General features: G+C 40.9%; 19 protein-coding genes. 11 read left to right on the top strand and 8 right to left on the bottom strand.

Annotated features, from left to right (window positions below; all coding sequences use genetic code 11):
* Nucleotides 1-5: 5 nt before the first annotated feature.
* Both LMH66_RS15690 and LMH66_RS15695 read left to right on the top strand, forming a co-directional pair.
* Nucleotides 6-977 carry a DUF2333 family protein gene (locus tag LMH66_RS15690; RefSeq protein ID WP_229371144.1) on the top strand — a complete coding sequence of 324 codons (972 nt, stop codon included), beginning with the start codon at nucleotides 6-8 and terminating at the stop codon, nucleotides 975-977.
* Nucleotides 978-987: 10 nt separating this feature from the next.
* Nucleotides 988-1,725: a TIGR04219 family outer membrane beta-barrel protein gene (locus LMH66_RS15695; protein WP_229371112.1), complete on the top strand. Its 738-nt coding sequence runs from the start codon at nucleotides 988-990 to the stop codon at nucleotides 1,723-1,725.
* 116 nt (nucleotides 1,726-1,841) lie between these two features.
* Here the strand turns inward: LMH66_RS15695 and tolC are convergent, their stop codons facing one another.
* The gene (gene tolC / locus LMH66_RS15700; RefSeq protein ID WP_102527988.1) at nucleotides 1,842-3,152 is read right to left on the bottom strand and encodes an outer membrane channel protein TolC; all 1,311 of its coding nucleotides are present in this window, start codon (nucleotides 3,150-3,152) and stop codon (nucleotides 1,842-1,844) included.
* Between the two features lie 282 nt (nucleotides 3,153-3,434).
* Between tolC and nudF the strand changes: the two genes are divergently transcribed.
* From nudF to parC, 7 genes are all read left to right on the top strand, one after another.
* A complete protein-coding gene (gene nudF, locus LMH66_RS15705; protein ID WP_229371115.1) occupies nucleotides 3,435-4,058 on the top strand; it encodes an ADP-ribose diphosphatase in 624 nt (207 codons plus the stop codon).
* 59 nt (nucleotides 4,059-4,117) lie between these two features.
* Nucleotides 4,118-4,558 (top strand): DUF1249 domain-containing protein, encoded by a 441-nt coding sequence (locus LMH66_RS15710; RefSeq protein WP_102527986.1) that lies wholly within the window; start codon nucleotides 4,118-4,120, stop codon nucleotides 4,556-4,558.
* A 31-nt stretch (nucleotides 4,559-4,589) separates the two neighbouring features.
* On the top strand, nucleotides 4,590-5,429 hold the full coding sequence (gene cpdA, locus LMH66_RS15715) for a 3',5'-cyclic-AMP phosphodiesterase (protein WP_229371117.1): 840 nt from the start codon (nucleotides 4,590-4,592) through the stop codon (nucleotides 5,427-5,429).
* A 74-nt stretch (nucleotides 5,430-5,503) separates the two neighbouring features.
* On the top strand, nucleotides 5,504-6,079 hold the full coding sequence (locus LMH66_RS15720; protein WP_102527984.1) for a YqiA/YcfP family alpha/beta fold hydrolase: 576 nt from the start codon (nucleotides 5,504-5,506) through the stop codon (nucleotides 6,077-6,079).
* A 56-nt stretch (nucleotides 6,080-6,135) separates the two neighbouring features.
* Nucleotides 6,136-8,022, top strand: coding sequence for a DNA topoisomerase IV subunit B (gene parE / locus LMH66_RS15725; RefSeq protein WP_229371120.1), 1,887 nt, complete (start codon nucleotides 6,136-6,138; stop codon nucleotides 8,020-8,022).
* A gap of 182 nt (nucleotides 8,023-8,204) precedes the next feature.
* Nucleotides 8,205-9,245, top strand: a complete 1,041-nt coding sequence (locus LMH66_RS15730) for a PQQ-dependent sugar dehydrogenase (protein WP_229371146.1) — start codon at nucleotides 8,205-8,207, stop codon at nucleotides 9,243-9,245.
* On the top strand, nucleotides 9,245-11,539 hold the full coding sequence (gene parC, locus LMH66_RS15735; protein ID WP_229371122.1) for a DNA topoisomerase IV subunit A: 2,295 nt from the start codon (nucleotides 9,245-9,247) through the stop codon (nucleotides 11,537-11,539). The genes LMH66_RS15730 and parC overlap by 1 nt, the downstream gene beginning before the upstream one ends.
* Nucleotides 11,540-11,659: 120 nt before the next feature.
* On the opposite strand, the gene LMH66_RS15740 is transcribed toward parC, so the two are convergent.
* Together LMH66_RS15740 and LMH66_RS15745 are read right to left on the bottom strand one after the other, a co-directional pair.
* Nucleotides 11,660-11,854, bottom strand: a complete 195-nt coding sequence (locus LMH66_RS15740) for a bacterioferritin-associated ferredoxin (RefSeq protein WP_055023428.1) — start codon at nucleotides 11,852-11,854, stop codon at nucleotides 11,660-11,662.
* Nucleotides 11,855-12,071: 217 nt separating this feature from the next.
* Nucleotides 12,072-12,998 (bottom strand): D-2-hydroxyacid dehydrogenase, encoded by a 927-nt coding sequence (locus tag LMH66_RS15745; RefSeq protein ID WP_229371125.1) that lies wholly within the window; start codon nucleotides 12,996-12,998, stop codon nucleotides 12,072-12,074.
* 38 nt (nucleotides 12,999-13,036) lie between these two features.
* On the opposite strand from LMH66_RS15745, the gene LMH66_RS15750 reads away from it, so the two are divergent.
* Nucleotides 13,037-13,369: a DUF3392 domain-containing protein gene (locus LMH66_RS15750; RefSeq protein ID WP_229371127.1), complete on the top strand. Its 333-nt coding sequence runs from the start codon at nucleotides 13,037-13,039 to the stop codon at nucleotides 13,367-13,369.
* 42 nt (nucleotides 13,370-13,411) lie between these two features.
* Here LMH66_RS15750 and LMH66_RS15755 read toward each other — a convergent pair whose 3' ends face one another.
* The 5 genes from LMH66_RS15755 to rsgA all read right to left on the bottom strand — a co-directional run bounded on the left by LMH66_RS15755 (nucleotide 13,412) and on the right by rsgA (nucleotide 20,300).
* Nucleotides 13,412-14,149 (bottom strand): glycerophosphodiester phosphodiesterase, encoded by a 738-nt coding sequence (locus LMH66_RS15755; protein ID WP_229371129.1) that lies wholly within the window; start codon nucleotides 14,147-14,149, stop codon nucleotides 13,412-13,414.
* Nucleotides 14,150-14,153: 4 nt separating this feature from the next.
* Entirely contained in the window at nucleotides 14,154-17,357 is a 3,204-nt protein-coding gene (locus LMH66_RS15760) for a mechanosensitive ion channel domain-containing protein (RefSeq protein WP_229371131.1), read from the bottom strand.
* A 51-nt stretch (nucleotides 17,358-17,408) separates the two neighbouring features.
* The gene (locus tag LMH66_RS15765; protein WP_229371134.1) at nucleotides 17,409-18,308 is read right to left on the bottom strand and encodes a DMT family transporter; all 900 of its coding nucleotides are present in this window, start codon (nucleotides 18,306-18,308) and stop codon (nucleotides 17,409-17,411) included.
* 10 nt (nucleotides 18,309-18,318) lie between these two features.
* Nucleotides 18,319-19,179 (bottom strand): archaetidylserine decarboxylase, encoded by an 861-nt coding sequence (asd, locus tag LMH66_RS15770; RefSeq protein WP_229371136.1) that lies wholly within the window; start codon nucleotides 19,177-19,179, stop codon nucleotides 18,319-18,321.
* 65 nt (nucleotides 19,180-19,244) lie between these two features.
* Nucleotides 19,245-20,300, bottom strand: a complete 1,056-nt coding sequence (gene rsgA / locus LMH66_RS15775; RefSeq protein ID WP_102527975.1) for a small ribosomal subunit biogenesis GTPase RsgA — start codon at nucleotides 20,298-20,300, stop codon at nucleotides 19,245-19,247.
* 113 nt (nucleotides 20,301-20,413) lie between these two features.
* Between rsgA and orn the strand changes: the two genes are divergently transcribed.
* Entirely contained in the window at nucleotides 20,414-20,959 is a 546-nt protein-coding gene (orn, locus tag LMH66_RS15780) for an oligoribonuclease (RefSeq protein WP_229371138.1), read from the top strand.
* The last annotated feature ends 236 nt before the right edge of the window (nucleotides 20,960-21,195 follow it).

Raw genomic sequence — 21,195 nt, forward strand, 5'->3', positions numbered from 1 at the left:
TATTGATGCAAATGACAAGGAATAAAGTATTTGGCGTTGTAGGAATAATCTTATTAATCGGTTATTTCATTGCGGTTTGGTGGAGTGTTGAGCCTGATATTCTTGAGCCAGAAGTACTGCAAAATGAACGTGGTGAAGACATTGTTGGTTATGCGACAACTTCTTCGTTAATTTCTACCATGGAAACCCTATTGGACAAACCAGGTGGCTGGCTATCAAATGATATTATGCCTCCTTCTGTGATCATGGATAATATGCCAGCATTCGAGTTTGGGGCACTAGAGCAATCACGTGACCTAGCATTGATTATGCGTAAAGAGTTCAGTCGTTCTCAGTCGCAATCAACAGCTGATGCAGATTTACTTGCCGCGCACTCAAAGCTCAATATTGAGCACACTAGCTGGTTAGTGCCAAGTGCAGAAGGCGAATATCGTGAAGCAATCAAATTACTGAAACTTTATCGCGCTAAAATTAGTGATACAGAAAACAATAATGCACAGTTTTATGCTCGTGCAGATAACCTAAATGAATGGCTGAAAGAAGTGCAGAAACGTTTAGGCAGTATGTCGCAACGCTTATCTGCCAGTGTTGGTCAAGATCGTTTAAATACCGATTTAGCAGGCGACAGCACAGCAAGACAGTCAACACCGTCTTTAGCCAGTAACGAAATTAAAACAAGCTGGTGGAAAGTTGATGATGTGCTTTATGAAAGCCGAGGTTCAGCTTGGGCATTATTAAATTTCATGAAAGCTATCGAAGTTGATTTTGCCGATGTGCTAGAAAAGAAAAATGCTGAAGTGAGTTTACGTCAAATTATTCGTGAACTTGAAGCAACTCAGCAAACTGTTTGGAGCCCAATGGTTTTAAATGGTGATGGTTTTGGATTAGTAGCTAACCACTCGTTAGTGATGGCGAACTATATATCGCGTGCAAATGCCGCGGTAATTGATTTAACTAACTTACTCTCTCAGGGATAAAGGGATAATGATGAAAAAGACACTTCTTGCTACGGCCGCTGTAGGCATATTAAGCATATCTTCTGCACAAGCATCAACGCTTGTGGGTTTCAAAGTTGGTGGTGATTACTGGGATGCTGATACCAATGGCTCATTTAACAGTGATGATGGTGTGGCGCAAACCTATAATTATGAGTCTAAAGCTCAAGGTAGCGTTTGGATTGCCATTGAGCATCCAATTCCTTTAGTACCTAATATCAAAATTCGTGAGAACCGTTTAGAAGGTAAAGGCAGCCAAGTTGGCTCTAACTTTATGTTCAATGGTCATCAATTTGATAGTGATACCACGGTATACAACGATTTAAGTAACACTGATTTTGTTCTTTATTATGAAATCTTAGACAATGATTTAGTCGCCTTAGATTTAGGTGCTGCTTACAAGCAAATGCATGGTTCACTGCGCGTTCAAGATCCTGGGCATCCAGAAGAAGTGGACGTAGATAGCGGCATCGTTATGGTTTATGCGAACGCTGAAGTGGGCATTCCTGGACTTGGCTTATATGCTTTTGCTGATGTCATGTTAGGTGTTGATGAAACCAGTGTGTACGATTACAACGCAGGTCTAGGTTGGAAGTTTGATGGTGTTGCACTAGATACTGCCATTCGCGTTGGTTACCGTGAGTTTAACTTCGACGTTGATGACTTTTCTGACACTACGCAGAATATGACCTTTAAAGGCGCATTTGCAGGTGTTGAATTGACGTTCTAATCGATTCAGTTTACAGACATTAAAAAACCGCCAATTGGCGGTTTTTTTGTCTCTTATTTTCAATTGTTTGCTTTGAATAACAGCGGTAAGTGTTTTAGCTTACCGCCAGCTAATCATTATTGCGCGATTAAACCATTGTTAATAGAGATAATGTCGTCTTCACTCAATGTACCAGCGGCTTGCTTAAGCGCCAAGATAGAGTTGATGTAACCATAACGAGCATCAGATAGCTGACGCTTTGAATCATATAAATCACGGGTACGGTTTAATACGTCAACGATAGTACGTGTACCTACTTCAAAACCGGCTTGAGTGGCTTTTAGTGCACTTTCAGATGAAATAACTGATTGCTCATAAGCGCGGATTGAACTGATTGATGCACCGACGTTGTTAAAGTTATTACGTACATCCTTAACGACACCACGATGAACTTGTTCCAGTTTTTCGCTAGCTTCAACATATTGGAACTGTGCTTGTTTAACTTGCGAAGTCACTTTAAAACCTTCAAAAATCGGTACACTCAAAGTCAATGCAATGTTGGCATTATCATAATCAGCTGAACCGGTTTGCTTTACACCTTTAGTGTAACCAGCGCCAAAGTTAAGTGAAGGCATGTGACCAGCTTTATAAAGCGAAATGGTTTCACTAGCGATATCACGACCGATACGCTGAGTCATTAAATCAATACTGTTAGTTTCAGCAATTTTTAACCACTCAGATGACGTTGTTGGGTTTGCTGCACCAGCTGAGAAACGATTAGTATCAAGTGTATTGATTGACTTGTGATCAATTCCGGTGATTTCACGTAATGCTTCATAACTGTTTGCTAGCGTATTTTCTGCCAGAATTTCGGTTGCCGAAGCTAAATCGTATTGTGCTTGTGCTTCATGCACGTCAGTAATCGCAGTAAGACCGACAGCAAAACGTTGTTTAGTTTGCTCTAGTTGACGCTCAATCGCGCGTTTTTCTGCGCCTTGGAATTCAAAGTTGTCTTTTGCAGTCAATACATCAAAATATGCTGTGGTTACACGAATGATTAATGCTTGAAGCGCAGAGGCATAAGCTGAATCAGCTTGTGATGCTGCCATTTCGGCTAAGTCTAAGCCAACCCATGCACTGTGGTCATAAATAACTTGGTTTAATGACAAGCCGCCAGTGAAACCATCAGGTTTAGAAGTAGCAGAGCCGTCATCAATGTCATTCCATGCTTTAGCATATCCAACATTCGCGCTGATAGTAGGTAGTAAGGGAGCACGATTTTCTTCAATTGTCTCATACAGTGCATCACGCTGAGATTGTGCTTGAAGTACGATAGTATCGCTAGTTAGCGCTTGCTGATAGATTTGCAGTAAATCATCAGCATTTGCTGCAGGTGCAGCAACGGCTAGTGTTAGCGCTGCGTATAAAGAACGTATTTTAAATTTCATTTGCTGCCCTTTTAGACATAGTCTCCACTTGGGAGGTAAGATAATCTCGTTTGTTCACATTTTATATTGATAAGCAAGATTGCTTTAGCATATTGTGAACTCGCTAAAACTTTGTGCAATCCCGCTATGTATCTAGTGTGTATGATAAAAAGACTATCATCTTTAAGCTAAATATCAACTTTCAAGTTGTAACAGACTTTTTTAAACTCACATGCTTAAATGCTTAACTAACATAATAGTGCATTAAATATTTCAAAGGGCTTACAAACTGTAAGAAAAAATATGAAAGATAGTGAATTAATAGAACAATTTAACGCAAAAAGCGATATTGAAGTCATTTCCACTAAAACCTTGTACAAAGGCTTCTTCCAATTAGATGAATATAAATTCAAACATAAATTGTTTTCAGGTGGTTGGAGCGAGGTCGTCACCAGGGAAGTTTTTGAACGTGGTAATTCCGTGGTTGTTTTGCCTTATGATCCCATCACTCATCAAGTCGTTTTAATTGAACAAATCAGGTTACCTGCATTAGCAACGACTAATTCAGTTTGGCTTCTTGAGCTTGTGGCAGGTATGATTGCAGCCGATGAAATTCCAGCTGAAGTCGCGGAGCGTGAATTAATGGAAGAAACCGGCTTAAAAGCCAGCGAAGTCCATTTAGTGAATAGTTATTTAGCAACACCTGGCGGTTCATCGGAACGTTTTCATTTTTATTGGGCCAAAGTCGATGCAAGCAAAGCTGAAGGCATCCATGGTCTCGATTATGAGCATGAAGATATCAAAGTCCATGTTGTAGACTTTGATGCGGCTATGGCTATGGTTAATTCAGGTCGAATAGATAATGCATCTACTGTTATTGGCTTACAATGGTTAGCGTTAAACCTAGATACAGTAAGACAAGCATAGCTTAATGGATTTATCGTCCAAGATTTGAAATAAAGAAGCAAAAAGTAAGTGAGTTAATTTTGAAGCAACAAACTGCGAAAGATAAATATCAGCCTAACGTTAGTGCTTTTCTAGCACTGTGCGGGCGAAATTATGCGTTGATTTTAAAGTGGTTGCCAGATGTTGCAGAAGTCAATGAGTCTTGGACTGTTGAAGGGCAGTTTGGATTATTAGATGTCACAATTATTGAGAACACAAAGTATACTCAATTAATTGAAATAACACGCCATTTACCCAATAACGATTTCCTTATCACACCTAAAGCCTGTGTGCGAGTCTATCATGATGCCCAATTGGCAGAAGTGTTAACTAGTCAACAGATCTACCGGTTAAAAGCAGTGTATGATTATCCAAATGTACATATGCATCAAACGGATGAGAAGTATCAAGTTAATGCATTTCTTGAAGAGCTGTTAAAGATTGGATGTCGCCCTGCGAAAATCTGTTCTTCTTCAGTCTAAACATTGAATTAATTTATTTTGGGATTAATTAGTGCTTAAAGAGCCTGTGTCTTATTCAATTGCTGATACGGATGTCGTGCGACTTATTCAAGTTACTGACCCGCATTTGTTTGCTGATCCTGAAGCGAAGCTATTAGGTGTGAATACGGCTGCCAGTTTTCAGGCCGTTTTAGATACATTCCTTGCAACTGAATATCCTGCCGACATGGTTCTAGCTACGGGTGATATCAGCCAAGATTACTCACCGCAGTCTTATCAACACTTTTCATCGACCATTGCCAAACTAGACCTTCCATGCCATTACTTACCGGGTAATCATGATGACCCTCGGTTAATGAGTTTGCATATGCAGGGTAATCATTTATTTGGTCAGCAGCGCATCATAGCGGGTGAGTGGCAAATTTTGATGTTGGACTCTACAGTGCGTGGTAAGCCAGGTGGTTATATGGCTGAACAACAAATGGCACTTATTGACGCGGCAATTGCTGCTGAGCCCAATAAGCATGTTCTACTTGTTATGCATCATAACCCTATATTAGTTGAATGTAGTTGGCTTGATCAGCATTGCATGGCTAATGGTGAAGATTTCTTAAAGCGTGTAAGTCGGTACTCACAAGTAAAAGGTGCGCTATGGGGACACGTTCATCAAACCATTGATAGCCAGTATTCTACTGCAGAAGGTGGGATTCATTTAATGGCGACGCCATCTACTTGTATACAATTTAAGCCAAAATCCTCCTATTTTGCGTTAGATGGACTTCAACCCGGCTATCGTTTGCTGGAGTTAGCTAGCAATGGTAGCATTCAAACTAATGTTTATCGGGTGCCTGGTGAAAAATTCTCTCCAGACAATGATGCCAGCGGTTATTAAACGCTAACTATTCATGTGTAGGCCTGATTATAATCGCTGTTTAAGCATTCAGGTTAATTAACGCGAGAGGAAGTATGCTTCTCTATATACATGGATTTAATAGTTCCCCTCAGTCAGATAAAGCAACCGAAACGGCGCAGTATATTCAACACCGTTTTCCGAATTTACCCTTCATTCAACCTCAATTACCCTCATCGCCTAAAGAAGCGATGGCATTATTATGTGGTATTGTAGAGCGCGCTAAAGTGCAAGGTGAGCCTTTAACATACATAGGCTCCTCGTTAGGTGGGTATTTTGCAAGTTATCTCGCTGAAACTTATGGTGGAAAAGCCGTTTTAGTTAACCCAGCGGTAAAACCATTTGAATTGTTTGATGAATTTTTAGGGCCTCAACATAACCCTTATACTGACGAGCATTACCAAGTGTTGCCACAACATAAGTTTGATGTGGCTGAATTCAACACTGAGGTGATATATCGTCCCGATCGTTTCTTAGTATTTTTGCAAACTGGCGATGAAGTGTTAGATTATCGTCAAGCGTTATCCAAATATCACTGTTGTGAGCTTCATTTAGAACCCAATGGTGACCACAGTTTTATTGGCTATAAAAATCAGCTAGATAAGATTTGTGAGTTTTTACAGCTTTCTTAATCAGTTTTCATAATGGCCCAATAATGTGGGCTAACAATTGACCAAATGTGTGGACTATGACCAATCAATACACTTCTGACGCCATCGAGGTTCTCAACGGACTCGACCCTGTAAAACGCCGTCCAGGTATGTACACCGATACCACTCGACCAAACCATTTAGGTCAAGAGGTCATCGATAACAGTGTCGATGAAGCTTTAGCCGGTCATGCGACTAAAATTGATGTCGTTCTTCATACGGATAACTCACTAGAAGTGACCGATGATGGTCGTGGTATGCCTGTGGATATTCACCCTGAAGAAGGGATCCCAGGTGTCGAATTAATCCTGACCAAACTACATGCTGGTGGCAAGTTTTCAAATGATAGTTACCAATTTTCTGGTGGCTTACATGGTGTAGGGATTTCGGTCGTCAACGCCTTGTCGACACGAGTTGAGATCAGCGTTCGTCGTGATGCGCAAGTTTACGAGATAGCATTTGAGAATGGCGATAAAGTTGAAGACCTAAAAGTGACAGGCACCTGTGGCAGACGTAATACAGGTACTCGAGTGCATTTCTGGCCAGATGCGAGCTACTTTGACTCTGGCAACTTCTCAATCACTAAGCTGTTATACCAATTACGCGCTAAAGCCGTGTTGTGTCCTGGTTTACGTATTAAGTTCACTAATAAGCAAAATGGTGAGGTTAATGAATGGTTTTACGAAAGTGGTTTAACAGATTATTTGAAAGAAGCAGTGAAGGGATCCGTTCTATTACCAGAAGAACCTTTCATTGGTGAGTTTTCGGGTAAAACCGATGCTGCCGAATGGGCCATTACTTGGCTGCCAGAAGGCGGAAACAGTATTTATGAAAGCTACGTAAACTTGATCCCAACGCCACTAGGTGGAACCCATGTAAATGGTTTCAGACAGGGCTTGTTGGAATCAATGCGTGAGTTTTGCGAATTCAGGAATTTGGTTCCACGAGGCATTAAATTATCTCCTGAAGATATTTGGGATAAAGCATCGTTTATTTTATCAATTAAAATGCAAGACCCTCAGTTCTCTGGTCAAACTAAAGAGAAACTATCAAGCCGTCAAAGTTCAGCGTTTGTTTCTGGCATTGTCCGTGATGCATTTTCACTTTGGTTAAACTCAAATACTGAGCAGGCTGAACAACTTGCTGAATTGTGTATTAGTAATGCGCAGCGCCGTCTAAAAGCAGCGAAAAAAGTCGCCCGTAAAAAAGTCACTTCAGGTCCCGCTTTACCGGGTAAATTAACTGACTGTAGCGGTCAAGACCCTATGCGAGGCGAGTTATTTTTAGTGGAAGGTGACTCTGCTGGTGGCAGTGCAAAACAGGCTCGAGACCGAGAGTTTCAAGCGATTATGCCGCTACGTGGTAAAATCTTAAACACCTGGGAAGTCGATGCATCTCAAGTGCTAGCATCGCAAGAAGTCCATGATATTTCAGTCGCAATAGGCTGTGATCCTGATAGCGAAGACATTTCAGAGTTACGTTACGGTAAAGTCTGTATTTTAGCCGATGCCGATTCTGATGGTCTTCACATTGCTACACTGTTGTGCGCCTTGTTTATGAAGCACTATCGCATTTTAGTTGAAAAAGGGCATGTTTATATCGCGATGCCGCCTTTATTCCGTATCGATTTAGGCAAAGAAGTATTTTATGCCTTAGATGAAGGTGAAAAAAACGGTATATTAGATAGAATTGTTGCAGAAAAGAAAAAAGGCAAAGTGCAGGTCACTCGATTCAAAGGATTGGGTGAGATGAACCCACTGCAGTTACGTGAAACCACTATGGATCCTAATACTCGTCGATTGGTACAACTTACCATTGATGATAATGACGATACGATGGCATTGATGGATATGTTATTAGCTAAAAAGCGCTCACCAGACCGAAAAGTTTGGTTAGAGTCGAAAGGCGACTTAGCAGAGATCTAACACGTTACTAGGGTACGTATTAAGCAGTTGCGCATTGCCACAAAAGATAAAGGCAAAGAATAAATATAATGTCGAGAATAATAATTAAAATGGATATCAAGCAAATTTCAACAGCGTTAAAAACACTGTCTGTCATCGCTTTAGCTCAGTTCGCTGTAGTTAAAGCATTTGCTGCTGATCCTATGATGATTACTGTTACAAAAGGATTTGGACTCACTTTATATGCTTCTGATTTGGGCGACTCCAAGCAGATGGCTATAGGCAGTAAAGGCACCTTGTTTGTTGGCTCTAGAAAGAGTGGCACCATTTACGCTTTGGTTGATTCCGATAATGATGGTCAAGTAAATAAACGATATTTGATTGGCAAAGGTTTAGATTATCCAGAGGCGATTGCGTTTCATAATGGTGATTTATACGTTGCTGAAGATGACCGAATCTTACGATATCAAGATATTGAAAACCGTCTTCGCCGTCCGGGTAGGCCCAAAGAGGTGTATTCAGGTTTACCCAGCATAGAGCGAAAACACGCTCGAGGTATGGAGTTTGGTCCTGATGGCCGTTTATATTTATCAATAGGCTCACCTTGTAATGTCTGTGAGGCACCTGCGCCTTTTGGTAGCTTGCTGGCCATTGATATTGAATCAGGAGATACCGAACAAGTCGCTTCAGGGCTTCGCCGTGTGATTGGTTTTGATTGGTCACCGACCACAGATAAGCTCTGGTTTGCAGATCAAGGTCGAAACTGGATGGGTGATAATATGCCCGCTGATGAAATCAATCGGATTGAGATCAAAGGCAGTCATTTTGGCTTCCCATATATTCATGGCACTGATGTTGCTGAGCCCGCATTTAAAAAGCCTGATACCCTCAATATTACCGCTCCAGCATTTGAGCTTCCTGCTCACGTGAAGCCGACAAGTTTACTGTTCTATGAAGGTAAATTATTTCCCGAGCGTTACCATAATCAACTCTTTGTTGCCGAAAATGGCTCTTGGAACCGTTCTAGTAAGATTGGATACCAGGTTGTCATGCTAAGTCTTGACGATGGCCAAGTTACTAAACGTGAAAGAGTGGTAAGCTTTTTAGACGGCGAGTTTCCCGTCGCTAGACCTTATGACCTGATAAATGCACCTGATGGGGCAATGTTCATCTCTGATGACTTAAAAGGCAATATATACCGCTTGTATTACAAAGCGACAGAACAATCACAGGATATTAAATAATGAGTGATGCGATTGAATTAAGCCTTGATGGTGTTGAGCAAATGCCTCTGCGCCGTTTTACTGAAGAGGCTTATTTAAACTATTCAATGTACGTGATTATGGACCGTGCATTGCCACATATTGGCGATGGTTTAAAACCCGTTCAACGTCGTATTATTTATGCAATGAGTGAGCTTGGTTTATCGGCTCAATCTAAACATAAAAAATCTGCTCGTACAGTTGGTGACGTGTTAGGTAAATATCACCCACACGGTGATAGCGCGTGTTATGAAGCAATGGTATTAATGGCACAACCGTTTTCATACCGTTACCCGTTAGTTGATGGTCAAGGCAACTGGGGTGCACCTGACGATCCTAAATCGTTTGCTGCAATGCGTTACACCGAAGCTAAACTATCTAAATTTTCAGAAGTACTCCTGTCAGAGTTAGGGCAAGGCACTGTCGATTGGGGCGTCAACTTTGACGGCACTATGAAAGAGCCAAAATCGCTACCTGCTCGTTTACCACATATTTTATTGAATGGTATTACCGGTATTGCTGTTGGTATGGCGACTGACATTCCGCCGCATAACGTGCGTGAATTGGTGTCAGCTTGTGTTGAATTACTGGAAAATCCAAAGGCAGATTTAGAGCGCCTAATGGAATTTGTTCCAGGCCCAGACTATCCGACTTATGCTGAAATTATTACCCCTAGCAAAGATATCGCTAAGATTTATGACACCGGCCGCGGCTCAATTAAAATGCGAGCGATTTATGATATCGATAATGGTGAAGTGGTCATTTCAGCTTTGCCACACCAAGCGGGCAGCGGCAAGATTTTAGAGCAAATCGCTAATCAAATGCAGGCAAAAAAACTGCCTATGGTTGCGGATTTACGCGACGAATCAGACCACGAAAACCCAGTGCGTTTAGTGATTGTACCGCGTTCGAATAGAGTGGATTGTGATCAGTTGATGGCGCATTTGTTTGCGACAACTGATTTGGAAAAGAGTTTTAGAGTTAACTTAAACGTCTTGGGTTTGGATGGTCGTCCAAAAGTTAAAGGTTTAAAAGAGCTATTAACGGAATGGCTGACCTACCGTATCTCAACAGTGACACGTCGTTTACAGTTCCGTTTAGATAAAGTGTTGGCAAGACTTCATATCCTTGATGCATTAATGATTGCATTCTTGAATATCGATGAAGTCATTGAAATCATCAGATTTCACGATGAACCTAAAGCTGAGTTAATGGCTCGTTTTGAGTTATCCGAAAAGCAAGCTGAAGCCATTTTAGATTTAAAATTACGTCATTTAGCTAAACTTGAAGAATTTAAAATTAAAGGTGAGCAAGAAGAGCTTGCAGCTGAACGCGATAAGCTGGAATTAATTTTAGGTTCAGAGCGTCGTTTAAAAACCTTAGTGAAAAAAGAGTTAATTCAAGACGGTGAAACCTTTGGTGATGACAGACGTTCACCGATTATTGAACGTTTAGAATCTAAAGCACTCACTGAGCAAGAACTGACCCCAGCTGAATCAGTTACCGTAGTGTTATCGGATAAAGGCTGGGTACGTTGTGCTAAAGGCCATGATGTCGATGGTGAAGGCTTAAATTATAAAGCGGGTGATGCGTTCCTGTGTAGTGCCAGTGGTAAGAGTAATCAACCGACGGTATTTATTGACTCAACAGGGCGGGCGTTTGCAACTGACACCCATACATTGCCTTCAGCAAGAAGCCAAGGTGAGCCAATAACAACACGCTTTAACCTATCTCCTGGTGCGGTGATGCGACATGTGCTACTGGGAGTTGACAGCCAGTGCTATCTACTCGCCAGTGATGCTGGTTATGGTTTTATTGGTTCTTACGCAGATATGATAAGCCGTAATAAGGCGGGTAAAGCGTTATTGAGTTTACCAACTAATGCACAGTCGCTAATGCCAAAATTGGTGAATAAAGGGGTGACACAATCGATTATTGCCATCACTAACGAAGGTCGGATGTTGATATTTGATGTCGATGCTCTGCCGCAATTATCCAAAGGTAAAGGCAACAAAATAATTGGCATTCCAACGGATCGCGCTAAGAACCGTGAAGAGCTATTAATCCACTTAGATATTATCCCTGAGGATGCATCAGTGACCTTATGGGCGGGTAAACGTAAGTTGACCTTGAAACCATCTGACTTAGAACACTATCGCGGTGAAAGAGGACGTCGAGGTGCTAAACTGCCAAGAGGTTTACAGCGTGTTGACAGTGTTCAAATTGAGCAGGGTTCACAAGCTGTTGAAGATGGAACTGAAGAACCGAGCGAGTAATATGCTCAGAGGTTTTTCTTGCATAAAAAAATGCTGCCTAAGGGCAGCATTTTTTATGAATACGATTTGAAGTTAACGCTTATATTTTTGAGAAATGAAGGACTGAAAATATAATAGAAATTATGCGACTTCGTAGAAGTTAGGTTCGACATCGACTTGTGCTTTAATGATGTTGGTCGCCATACGAGAACATTTACCACACTGATCAGCAACACCTAAGCGTTTTTTAACGTCAGCTAAAGAGCTGTCGCCATGTTTGCTTACTGCTTCTCTGATTTGGGTATCAGTAATTCCGTGACAAAGACAAACGTACATAAAGCCTCTTCGTAAAGTCTGATGACATATTTATTCTTGGAAATAGTAAATATGCTAGCTAATCAACAATAATGTAATTGTAAATGAAAACAGTTCTCATTGCTAATAACTTTTTAAACAAATCTGACTTTTATCGAAAAGTAATAGTTATTACAAACTGCAAACTGGCTCACGAAATTTGTAATAACGAGTCATAAGTAAGGTTTTATGGCGAGTGCTAATAGCCTTTGATGAAATCAACTTGATGATTGAGAGGTTGCTGCTGACGCCATAAGTGGAAGTTCTCAACAAAGACTTCTACTACTTGCTCAGGAAAACTCGGCGCGGCAATGTGAGGGGTAATAATAGCATTAGGGCATTGCCAAATAACGTGTTCGCTAGGCAAAGGTTCTTGATTGAATACATCTAACACTGCATGTTGCAGTGGTTGAACTTGCAGCTGGCTTGCTAGCGCATCCAAATCTAATACATTACCTCTACCTAGGTTAAATAATACTGATTCAGCAGGTAATAATGCCAACATGGATTTATTGAGTATGTTTTCAGTATCCAAAGTATTGGGCAATATACTCGCAACAGCTTGTGCATTGGGTAAATGTTCAGCTAAGTGTTCAATGGTATCAACATGATCAAAGTAAGGTTTTACAATCCCTGTTTTACTTAGCCCAGTGACTTTCATACCGAAATGCTTTGCTGTTTGAGCAATATGTTGCGCAATTGAACCTGTGCCTAACAATAATAATTGTTGCCCTTGAAGAGTACGGTAGCTTCCTGGTGCCCAATGTTGTTGCAGTTGCTGCTGCTTATATTTTGCATGTTCTCGTTGATGAGCAAGTAAGTAGCCGAATAAGTACTCACTCATTAAAGGCCCGAAAATTCCTTTAATATTGGTTAAGCTGTAATCGCGGCGTTGTCTTGAACCCGTTATTTTATCGACACCAGCAAATGTTGATTGTAACCACTGTAACTCAGTGCCTAAATTTAACAGAGGCGCGGCCAGTTGTGGCTCTGCAAACCAAATATTTGCTTCACAAATACTGCTTGGGTCATCCCCTAAAATAATCAAATCTGGTAAGTTATAGTCAGTTAATAACTTTCGATATTTGTCATTTTCTTGGGTTAATAGCAGTAATTTATGCGCCATAAATATTCCCTGATAGTCGTAATTAAAGAGGTAGGTTAATGAATCAAATCATAGCATTTTTATCTAAAATTGGCGCTATGTTGCATCCGTGGATGAGTGAGATTGCTACTGCATTAGTGGCCTGTACGATTGTTATTTTTGCCACAGATATCAATCGGGCATTAAGGCGGTCATTGTCAGGCAGTGGCTTCATTATTAGAACTTCAGCATTTGTTCTGGTCAATGCTTTTGGTTACGGTCTGGCTATTGTGAGTATCAGTCCATGGCTAGCGAGTCAACTTAGAGGAATGCCATCACAGTGGATGTTACTGGTTGTGATTGGAGTGTTTATTGGAATAGGTGCATGGGCTCAGCGAAACAGGCAAGTGTAAACGCGTTATTTACGCTGAATCCATTTGTTATTTAGTGAAAAATTAACCAAACCATTTTTCATGACTTGTTGTATGGGAGTTGTCATGGCTGCAATTGGTTAACACGATAGCGGCTTTATCTGGATAATTACTAAAAATCCCATCGACACCAAGTCCTTTTAATGCATGAATATCTTCAGGATTATCTACGGTATAAACATAAATTTTGGCGCCACGTTGATGGGCATCTTGAACCATTTCGTGGGTAACAAAATGAAGATCAACATGAATAGAATACGCATCTAGTGCTGTGACAGATTCAGCATAGTGCAATGGTACGCCAGCTAAAATGGGTGCGACCCTCGCGTGGGGTAAATGCTGTTTTACCACAGATAAATAGGGCTGGTTGAATGATGAAATCAGTAATTGCTCAGCAGTGAAGTTTAGCTCACTGATAAGTTTGGGGTAAACAGCAACTAAGGGCTCTGCAGTGTGGTAGCCTTTGAGTTCAATGTTGACGATACAACGGCCACGAATTAACGTCATCACTTGCCACAACGTTGGAATTGAGTGCTGTTGAATAGTCACTTTACTGAGTTCATCTTTTGAAGCAAGGTGAGTCACCCCGCGACCCGTTGTTTTTGTTTCTAATCGACGATCATGAAACACATACAGTTCACCTTCAATATTATATACGTCCAGTTCAATGGCTTGGACATTAATTGACAGTGCTTTTTCCATAGCAGCTAAGGTGTTCTCAACCTCGTAACCGCTGGCACCGCGATGTGCAAAAATCAGCATTTACCTAACCCTTTATAATTTGATGTAAATCACGAGATTGACCATTGTTGATATGAATTTCCATTTGCGGATATGCCAGCTCAACATGATTCTCTTTTAGCTTTTTACAGATACGCTTGTGTAAATTATGTCTTAACGGCCAACGATCGTTCATGTCTTTTGCGTAAGATCTGACTTCGTAATCTTGTGTGTGTTGGCCAAAACCTGCAAACCAAACCTCAGGCTCAGGGAAGCTCAATGATAAATCACATTCTCTTACCGCTTGATGAAGTAACGCTTCAACTTTTGAAGGGTCTGCATCACGTTGTACTGATACGCTAACAATCACCCGGGTAATAGGATCTGATAGTGACCAGTTGACTAATTGTTCTGTGATAAAGGCTTTATTCGGCACAATGATTTCTTTTCTGTCCCAATCCACAATTGTCGTGGCGCGAATTTCGATTTTAGTGACAGTACCAGTTAAATCGCGAATGGTGACGGTATCACCTATGCGGATGGGTTTTTCAAACAGAATAATTAAACCTGAAATGAAGTTAGCAAAAATCTCTTGTAAACCAAAACCTAAACCAACAGATAACGCTGCCACTAACCATTGTAATTTAGACCACTCAACCCCAATGGTTGAGAAACCCACGAGTAAACCTAAAAGTATGACTAGATAGCTGCTCACCGTGGTTATCGCAAAGCCTGTACCTGGGGTTAATTCCAATCGTTGCAAGATGGTTAACTCTAATAAACCAGGAAGGTTTTTGGCTATCATGGCCGAAAAGCCGACAACGATGAATGAGAATAGAATAGACTTTAAGGTAATGGGAATTTGCTGCTCTATGCCATTGATAACCGAGTGAGTATTCCACATCGTAATGCCATCTAAAAATGAGAATAAGGCGGTATGGGTTTGTGATACTAAAGCCAACAAACTGCCAAAAAAGGCTAGAATCAATAACGAGCGTACAAGGCCTAATGACTGACTTGCGATAGTCTCAAGGTCAACAATAGGTTCTTCATAGTTATCATTCACATCAGCAGCATTATTGAGTTCACTGCGTTCACGTTGGGCTAAGCGTTCTGCTCGGCGAGCTTTTGCGCGATCAAAGGCAATCAGTCGTCTTTCAATTAACATCCAGCGTTTAATTAATTGATACAGTAACAAGAAACCTAAACCTAATAGCAAGGAAAGCTGCAGCTGTAATAACACTTGGAATGCACTGAAATAGTAACCAATTGAGGCTAATACGATACAGCAGCAAGGTACTGCGATTAAAAAGATCCAAGTAATTTTATTAAATAACTTCATGTTTTTGCCATCATTCGCATTGGCACGAAAATCATTAATAAATGCATACATATCGCGGTAAAGGATAAGTAGCGTAATGGTGAAAACCAGAAATGCGCCACGACCAATACTATTGCGGATTAAGGAAGTATCAATGGCTTCGCTGAACCCCATGATACCGATCAGTGGCCAACTGATGAAAATAAAGCGTAAGGTCTTTTGCTGTAGTCGTTTCACTAGCGGTTGTGGCCGCCTGAAATGGCTGATGAGGATGCCATTGTCTAATGACAGAAGGGCAAAAAATCGATATACCCAATAGCTACAGCCAATAGAAAGTACACCAACCCCAATCGCGTGGACAAAATTAAACTCTGATGAAAAGAAAATTAACCCGCCCAGTAACAAGGGCATAGGTTTTAATAGCGAGTAAAATAGCGTTAAGCCGAGGGTTTTCGCGGTATAGATAAACTTATCTTGGGTTACGTTACCGACATTTTGACCGTAATGTTCAATGGCTTTGTTGAACCTTGGAGTTAATAAATCCTGAGCCATTAAGCAAAGGATGAGAATAATGACCCACCAAGCCCAGTAAATATTCTGTGACTGCCATGCTTGTTTTAACTTTTCCCTTTGAGGCGCCTGAGTGAGCCAAACAGTGGCATTCTTTAAATCGATGAACCATAAACCTGAAATTCTGGCTGCATTCGGTACCCAAAATAAATGTTCGTTCAGGGTGTTTTTCAGACGCAAGTATATTCGATTGAGTTGCTCGTAACTGTTTCTCAGCTTTGCCTGCTCATTCAGATATACATCGTAATTCTGCACCAATTGTTCAATCAAGCTTTGTTGTGATTCTAGTAACTTTATTTGAGTGTGATTGAGAAAATCTTCAGTATTGAGCTGTTGCTTGTTTAACGCTTGCTGCTGTTCAGCCTGATAGCGTTTCAAACGAGAGTCAGCAATTTCAGCCAGTAATACATCTTGGTTTGGCGGTTTAGGCAGCGATTGCAGCATTTGTAAGAATCGGTCGCCAAAAGCTGAGTTGGTTTCCACCCAGGTTATTTGTTCTTCAACGTTGGTTAATTGCAAAGCATGAGATTGATATTGCTTCTCTGCTTTTTCCTGTTGGGTAATGACTTGAGTAATGCCATTAGTGATGCGAATTAACTCTTGAGCATATTGCTGGTTTTTTTGGCTTATCTCTTGAGAAATCGTATCGGCCAGCTGCTGCTGATCAATAATATTATTGGCAATGGTATTGGCTGCTTGTTGCTGGCGATATTGATTATTTTGTTTATTTAACGATTCGATCAACTTCTCTTGCTGTGCATGTTCAATACGCAATAACTGTAATTGTAATTGGGCGATTTGTTTTTGCTTAGGGCTGCTAGACAGTTCAGCCGTTAAGGTTTCAATATGTTGCTCAAGCAATTGACCTTGGAGTAAATGCAACTGGCCCAATGGCGTATCTACGGGAGCTAGCTGGGTTCTTTTATGTTGATTCGAGGCATCCTTTGCCTGTCTGATTAAGCTTGGTAATTGCTGCTGCCTTTTTGAAAGGCGCACTAATTGTTCGCTTAAATCATTTTCAGATTGTTTGAGTTCAGATAAATGGTAATAAGCCATCGAGGCTTGCTGACCCATGTCAATATCGGCACTGATGTTAATGTCAGTTATTGGTTGATTAATCTCTGCTGAAATCTTTTGAGTAATAACGTCGCTGTTTTGCTCAAGCTCCAAGTAACCGTTCTGTTCATTACTCAGCTTTGTGATGCTGGTTTTGACGTTTTCTATTTGAGTGGGTAGGTCAACGACTTGCGATGAGTTGTTGCTTTGAGAAAATCCTAAGCGTTTATCCAGTTGCAGGGGAGAATTAGCCGATGCAACAAAGGAGATAAAGCTGAGTATAAAAAACGCAATACGTAACATAGGGAATGATTGCTAGTGAGAGACTAATACAATGGTAACAAAAACCTGAGTTTACGCTTTATTTTTTTTATGATTTTGCTGAGTTTCGAATATTGCTGTGAGCAAGATAATCAATCCACCAATAATGGTATTAAGGTTAACTTGTTCGTTCAGCAGTAAGAAGGCTAAAACTGTGCCGTAAAAAGGCTGTAAGCAAGACACTAAACTTGCGGTTTTAGCGCTTAGTTGACGCAGTGAGGAGGCAAATAACGCATGGGGCGCAGCAGTAAAGAATACGCCTAAAATGGCTATGGTTAACCATATATCTAGCGTAATTGAGGTGAGTTCGACTTCTAAAAAAGGAGACAAGATTATCACAGCGACTAATGTTTGATAGAACATTGCTTGTGGCCCGCTGTATTGTGAGAAGTATTTTTTGTGCAATAAATTACGTGCAGTAAATAAAGCAGCCGAGAGTACACCTACAGCAATACCTAAAGTGACATCATTATCAAAGTTAGGTTCAGGAATAAGCATAAATACTCCTGTGAGTACTGCGATGCCTGAGAGTAAGTCTATAAACCTTAAGCGAGTTCTATTGACGAGAGGTTCAACTAAGACAGTCATGACAGGGTAGGTAAAAAAAGCAATCATTCCGATGGCGACAGAAGATAACTGCATTGCAGCAAAGTAGGTTACCCAATGTAAACTCACCAAAATACCTAATCCAAGGGCAATTAAATAATGCTTGGGCTGAGATAACAGCAATGCTTGACGAGAAATTTTGACAATACATCCCAGAACGAAAAATGCGACGGTACACCGAAGAACGGTAATATCTAATGCATTAAGGGGAAGTATTTTTGAAAATAATGCAGTAATACCAAATAGCAGCACTGCAATATGTAACTGAATTAGCCCTGAAGCATTTGATACTTCAGGGCGCTGCGCTTTTATCATGCCGATAGGCATATTTAATATTTTACTTTAAGTGAGCGAATGCTTGACCCATACGAGTCGTTTCAGTCGGCTCTACACCTTCTGCAAAGGTATCAATGGCATCTTGACCAAATAACATCACTACAGTGGAGCCTAATTTAAATCGACCCATTTCTGCACCTTTTTCAAGTGTTAGCGCTTCAGCACCTTCGGTTGGGTAATCCCAAGTAAACACTTGCTTACCACACGGCGGTGTAACGGTACCTGCCCAAATGGTTTCAATGCTGGCAACAATGGTCGCCCCAACTAATACCATGGCCATTGGGCCCACTTCGGTTTCAAAAATGGCAACAACACGCTCATTACGGGCGAATAACCCTGGAACGTTTTGTGCCGTGAGTGGATTAACTGAAAATAGCTCACCAGGTACATATGTCATTTTTGACAAGGTACCAGTGATAGGCATGTGAATACGATGGTAATCTTTAGGCGCTAAGTAAATCGTGGCAAAGTCACCACCATTAAAGCGCTCAGCATCTTTTTGCTGTCCGCCAAGTAATGCAAGCGTCGTGTAATCATGGTTTTTAGCTTGGACAATTTTGCCAGCTTCAATAGGACCACATTGACTGACTGCACCATCAACAGGGTGAGCCATGATTTTGTCGTTTGCAACAATAGGGCGAAGGCCAGGTTTTAAAGCACGGGTAAAAAATGCATTAAAGGTTTTGTATGCTTCAGGCTCACTTTGTGCCGCTTCTGACATATCAATTTTATATTGCTTGATAAACCATTTAATACCTGCGGTAGTAATCGCTCCCGCTTCCGCAGCTGCAAGCTTACCCACAAGACGTGATAGTAAATGTTTAGGTAAGATATATTGCAAAGCAATTTTAACAGAATCCAATTGAGTACCCTTTTTAGTTATTTATGTCGTGCTAATCTTGAGAATTGTAAACCAGATTAATGAGTTTACTCATCTATTGCTCTGAAGTGTCGAGCATGGCGCTGCTCATCAAGGCTGGCAATAATTCGGTGATAGTTGTTAAATCTATCTTGAGTTATTTTCCCATCCGCGAGAGCCTCTTGCAAGGCGCAACCCGGATCATTACCGTGTTTACAATCTCTGAATTTACATGTGCCGATGTATTCTCGAAATTCAATAAAGCATTCGCCGACGCGAGGTGCGGGTAAATGCCATAATGCAAACTCACGGACACCGGGCGAGTCAATTAAGTCTCCACCACTTTCAAAGTGCAGTAACTTGGCTGTAGTTGTGGTGTGTTGGCCTAAGCCAGAGTTTCCAGATACATCACCAATGAGAAGATCCGCTTCTGGCATGAGTGCATTAATCAGCGATGATTTTCCGACACCAGATTGGCCTGCAAACACGCTGATTTTATCTGATAACAGTGATTTTATTTGTTCGACTCCCTCACCGGTGTGACTACTCACCATATAAACAGGGTAACCAATTTGGCGATAACGGGCTAAAGCGACTTCAACTTCTTCACGATTGTCATTGGTTAGTAAATCCATTTTATTAAGGATAATGACAGGTGGAATTTCAGTGTCTTCTGCAGCCACTAAATATCGGTCGATAATTTGTGTGGTGAAGCTAGGTAAAATTGAAGAGACAATTAATATCTGATCAATATTGGCTGCGATAATTTTTACGCCGTCATATAAATCTGGACGGGTAAGGGAAGATGTTCGTGGATGAACTGCTTCAACGATCCCGCCAATACCACGATCTGTTTCAGTGGCTAAGCGCACAAGCACTTTGTCGCCAGTGACAAGGCTGGTGATATTTCGACGGAGATTACAACGTGCAACAATACCATCTTCGGTTTCAATATCAGCATGCTGACCGAAGCGTGAAATGACGATACCCTGTTGTTCTGGTCCAAGTAGACTATCCTGTAGATCGGTTGTCTGATCAGGATTATCTTTACGCTTTAAACGTTTACTTTGGTTGTCGCGCATTCTGCGCTTTTGACCTTGGCTAAGTGGTTTCTTTTTACTCACAGGCAAATCTTCATTAATTAGTGGTTTTTTTGTCGTATAAAAAAACAGTATGATACACCCTCTTTAATAAAAAAGCCTGAATTTAGGGCTTTTGACAGAATAAGGCAGATAATATGGCTGTAAACTCGAGCAATCTGATTTGGGTTGATTTAGAAATGACTGGTTTAGAGCCCAGTGTCGATCGTATTATTGAAATTGCGACGATTGTGACTGACCAAGAATTAAATATTATTGCCCAAGGGCCAGTTATGGCGGTTCATCAGTCTGATGAAGTGTTAAATGGCATGGATGATTGGAATCAAAAGCATCATGGTGAGTCTGGATTAATTGATCGCGTTAAGAACAGTAAATATTCTGAAGAAGACGTTATTAGAGCAACGATTGAATTTTTAGAGCAATATGTCCCTAAAGGTGCTTCGCCTATGTGTGGAAATAGCATTGGCCAAGATCGCCGTTTTTTGAACAAATACATGCTTGAGCTAGAAGACTTCTTCCATTATCGCAATATTGATGTCAGCACCATAAAAGAGCTAACAAATCGATGGAAGCCAGAAGTTATGAAAGGCTTTAGCAAAAAGAATACCCACCAAGCACTAGAAGACATCAAGGAATCTATTGCTGAATTGCAGTTTTATCGCCAAGAAGTATTTAAAATTTAAGCAATCAAACCTTTTTTTTGAATTAGGGGTTGCAGTGTAGTGAATATTACATATAATGCGGCCTCAACTTTTTACAGCGAGCCACTTGCTATTTGAAGTTGTAATTTGAAGATTTGCTGCATTAGCTCAGTTGGTTTTGGTTCAAACGATACCTTGCCAAGTGTTTTAATAAAGCAAGAAGAGATGCGACATTAGCTCAGTTGGTAGAGCGATACCTTGCCAAGGTATAGGTCATC

The organism is Shewanella sp. 10N.7, assembly GCF_020806285.1.
In the GTDB taxonomy this organism is placed as follows: Bacteria; Pseudomonadota; Gammaproteobacteria; order Enterobacterales; family Shewanellaceae; genus Shewanella; species Shewanella electrodiphila.

Coding starts and splice junctions, on each gene's coding strand:
- LMH66_RS15690 (WP_229371144.1), top strand. CDS start 6: ATGCAAATGACAAGGAATAAAGTATTTGGCGTTGTAGGAATAATCTTA.
- LMH66_RS15695 (WP_229371112.1), top strand. CDS start 988: ATGAAAAAGACACTTCTTGCTACGGCCGCTGTAGGCATATTAAGCATA.
- tolC (WP_102527988.1), bottom strand. CDS start 3,152: ATGAAATTTAAAATACGTTCTTTATACGCAGCGCTAACACTAGCCGTT.
- nudF (WP_229371115.1), top strand. CDS start 3,435: ATGAAAGATAGTGAATTAATAGAACAATTTAACGCAAAAAGCGATATT.
- LMH66_RS15720 (WP_102527984.1), top strand. CDS start 5,504: ATGCTTCTCTATATACATGGATTTAATAGTTCCCCTCAGTCAGATAAA.
- parE (WP_229371120.1), top strand. CDS start 6,136: ATGACCAATCAATACACTTCTGACGCCATCGAGGTTCTCAACGGACTC.
- LMH66_RS15730 (WP_229371146.1), top strand. CDS start 8,205: ATGATGATTACTGTTACAAAAGGATTTGGACTCACTTTATATGCTTCT.
- parC (WP_229371122.1), top strand. CDS start 9,245: ATGAGTGATGCGATTGAATTAAGCCTTGATGGTGTTGAGCAAATGCCT.
- LMH66_RS15740 (WP_055023428.1), bottom strand. CDS start 11,854: ATGTACGTTTGTCTTTGTCACGGAATTACTGATACCCAAATCAGAGAA.
- LMH66_RS15745 (WP_229371125.1), bottom strand. CDS start 12,998: ATGGCGCATAAATTACTGCTATTAACCCAAGAAAATGACAAATATCGA.
- LMH66_RS15750 (WP_229371127.1), top strand. CDS start 13,037: ATGAATCAAATCATAGCATTTTTATCTAAAATTGGCGCTATGTTGCAT.
- LMH66_RS15755 (WP_229371129.1), bottom strand. CDS start 14,149: ATGCTGATTTTTGCACATCGCGGTGCCAGCGGTTACGAGGTTGAGAAC.
- LMH66_RS15760 (WP_229371131.1), bottom strand. CDS start 17,357: ATGTTACGTATTGCGTTTTTTATACTCAGCTTTATCTCCTTTGTTGCA.
- LMH66_RS15765 (WP_229371134.1), bottom strand. CDS start 18,308: ATGCCTATCGGCATGATAAAAGCGCAGCGCCCTGAAGTATCAAATGCT.
- orn (WP_229371138.1), top strand. CDS start 20,414: ATGGCTGTAAACTCGAGCAATCTGATTTGGGTTGATTTAGAAATGACT.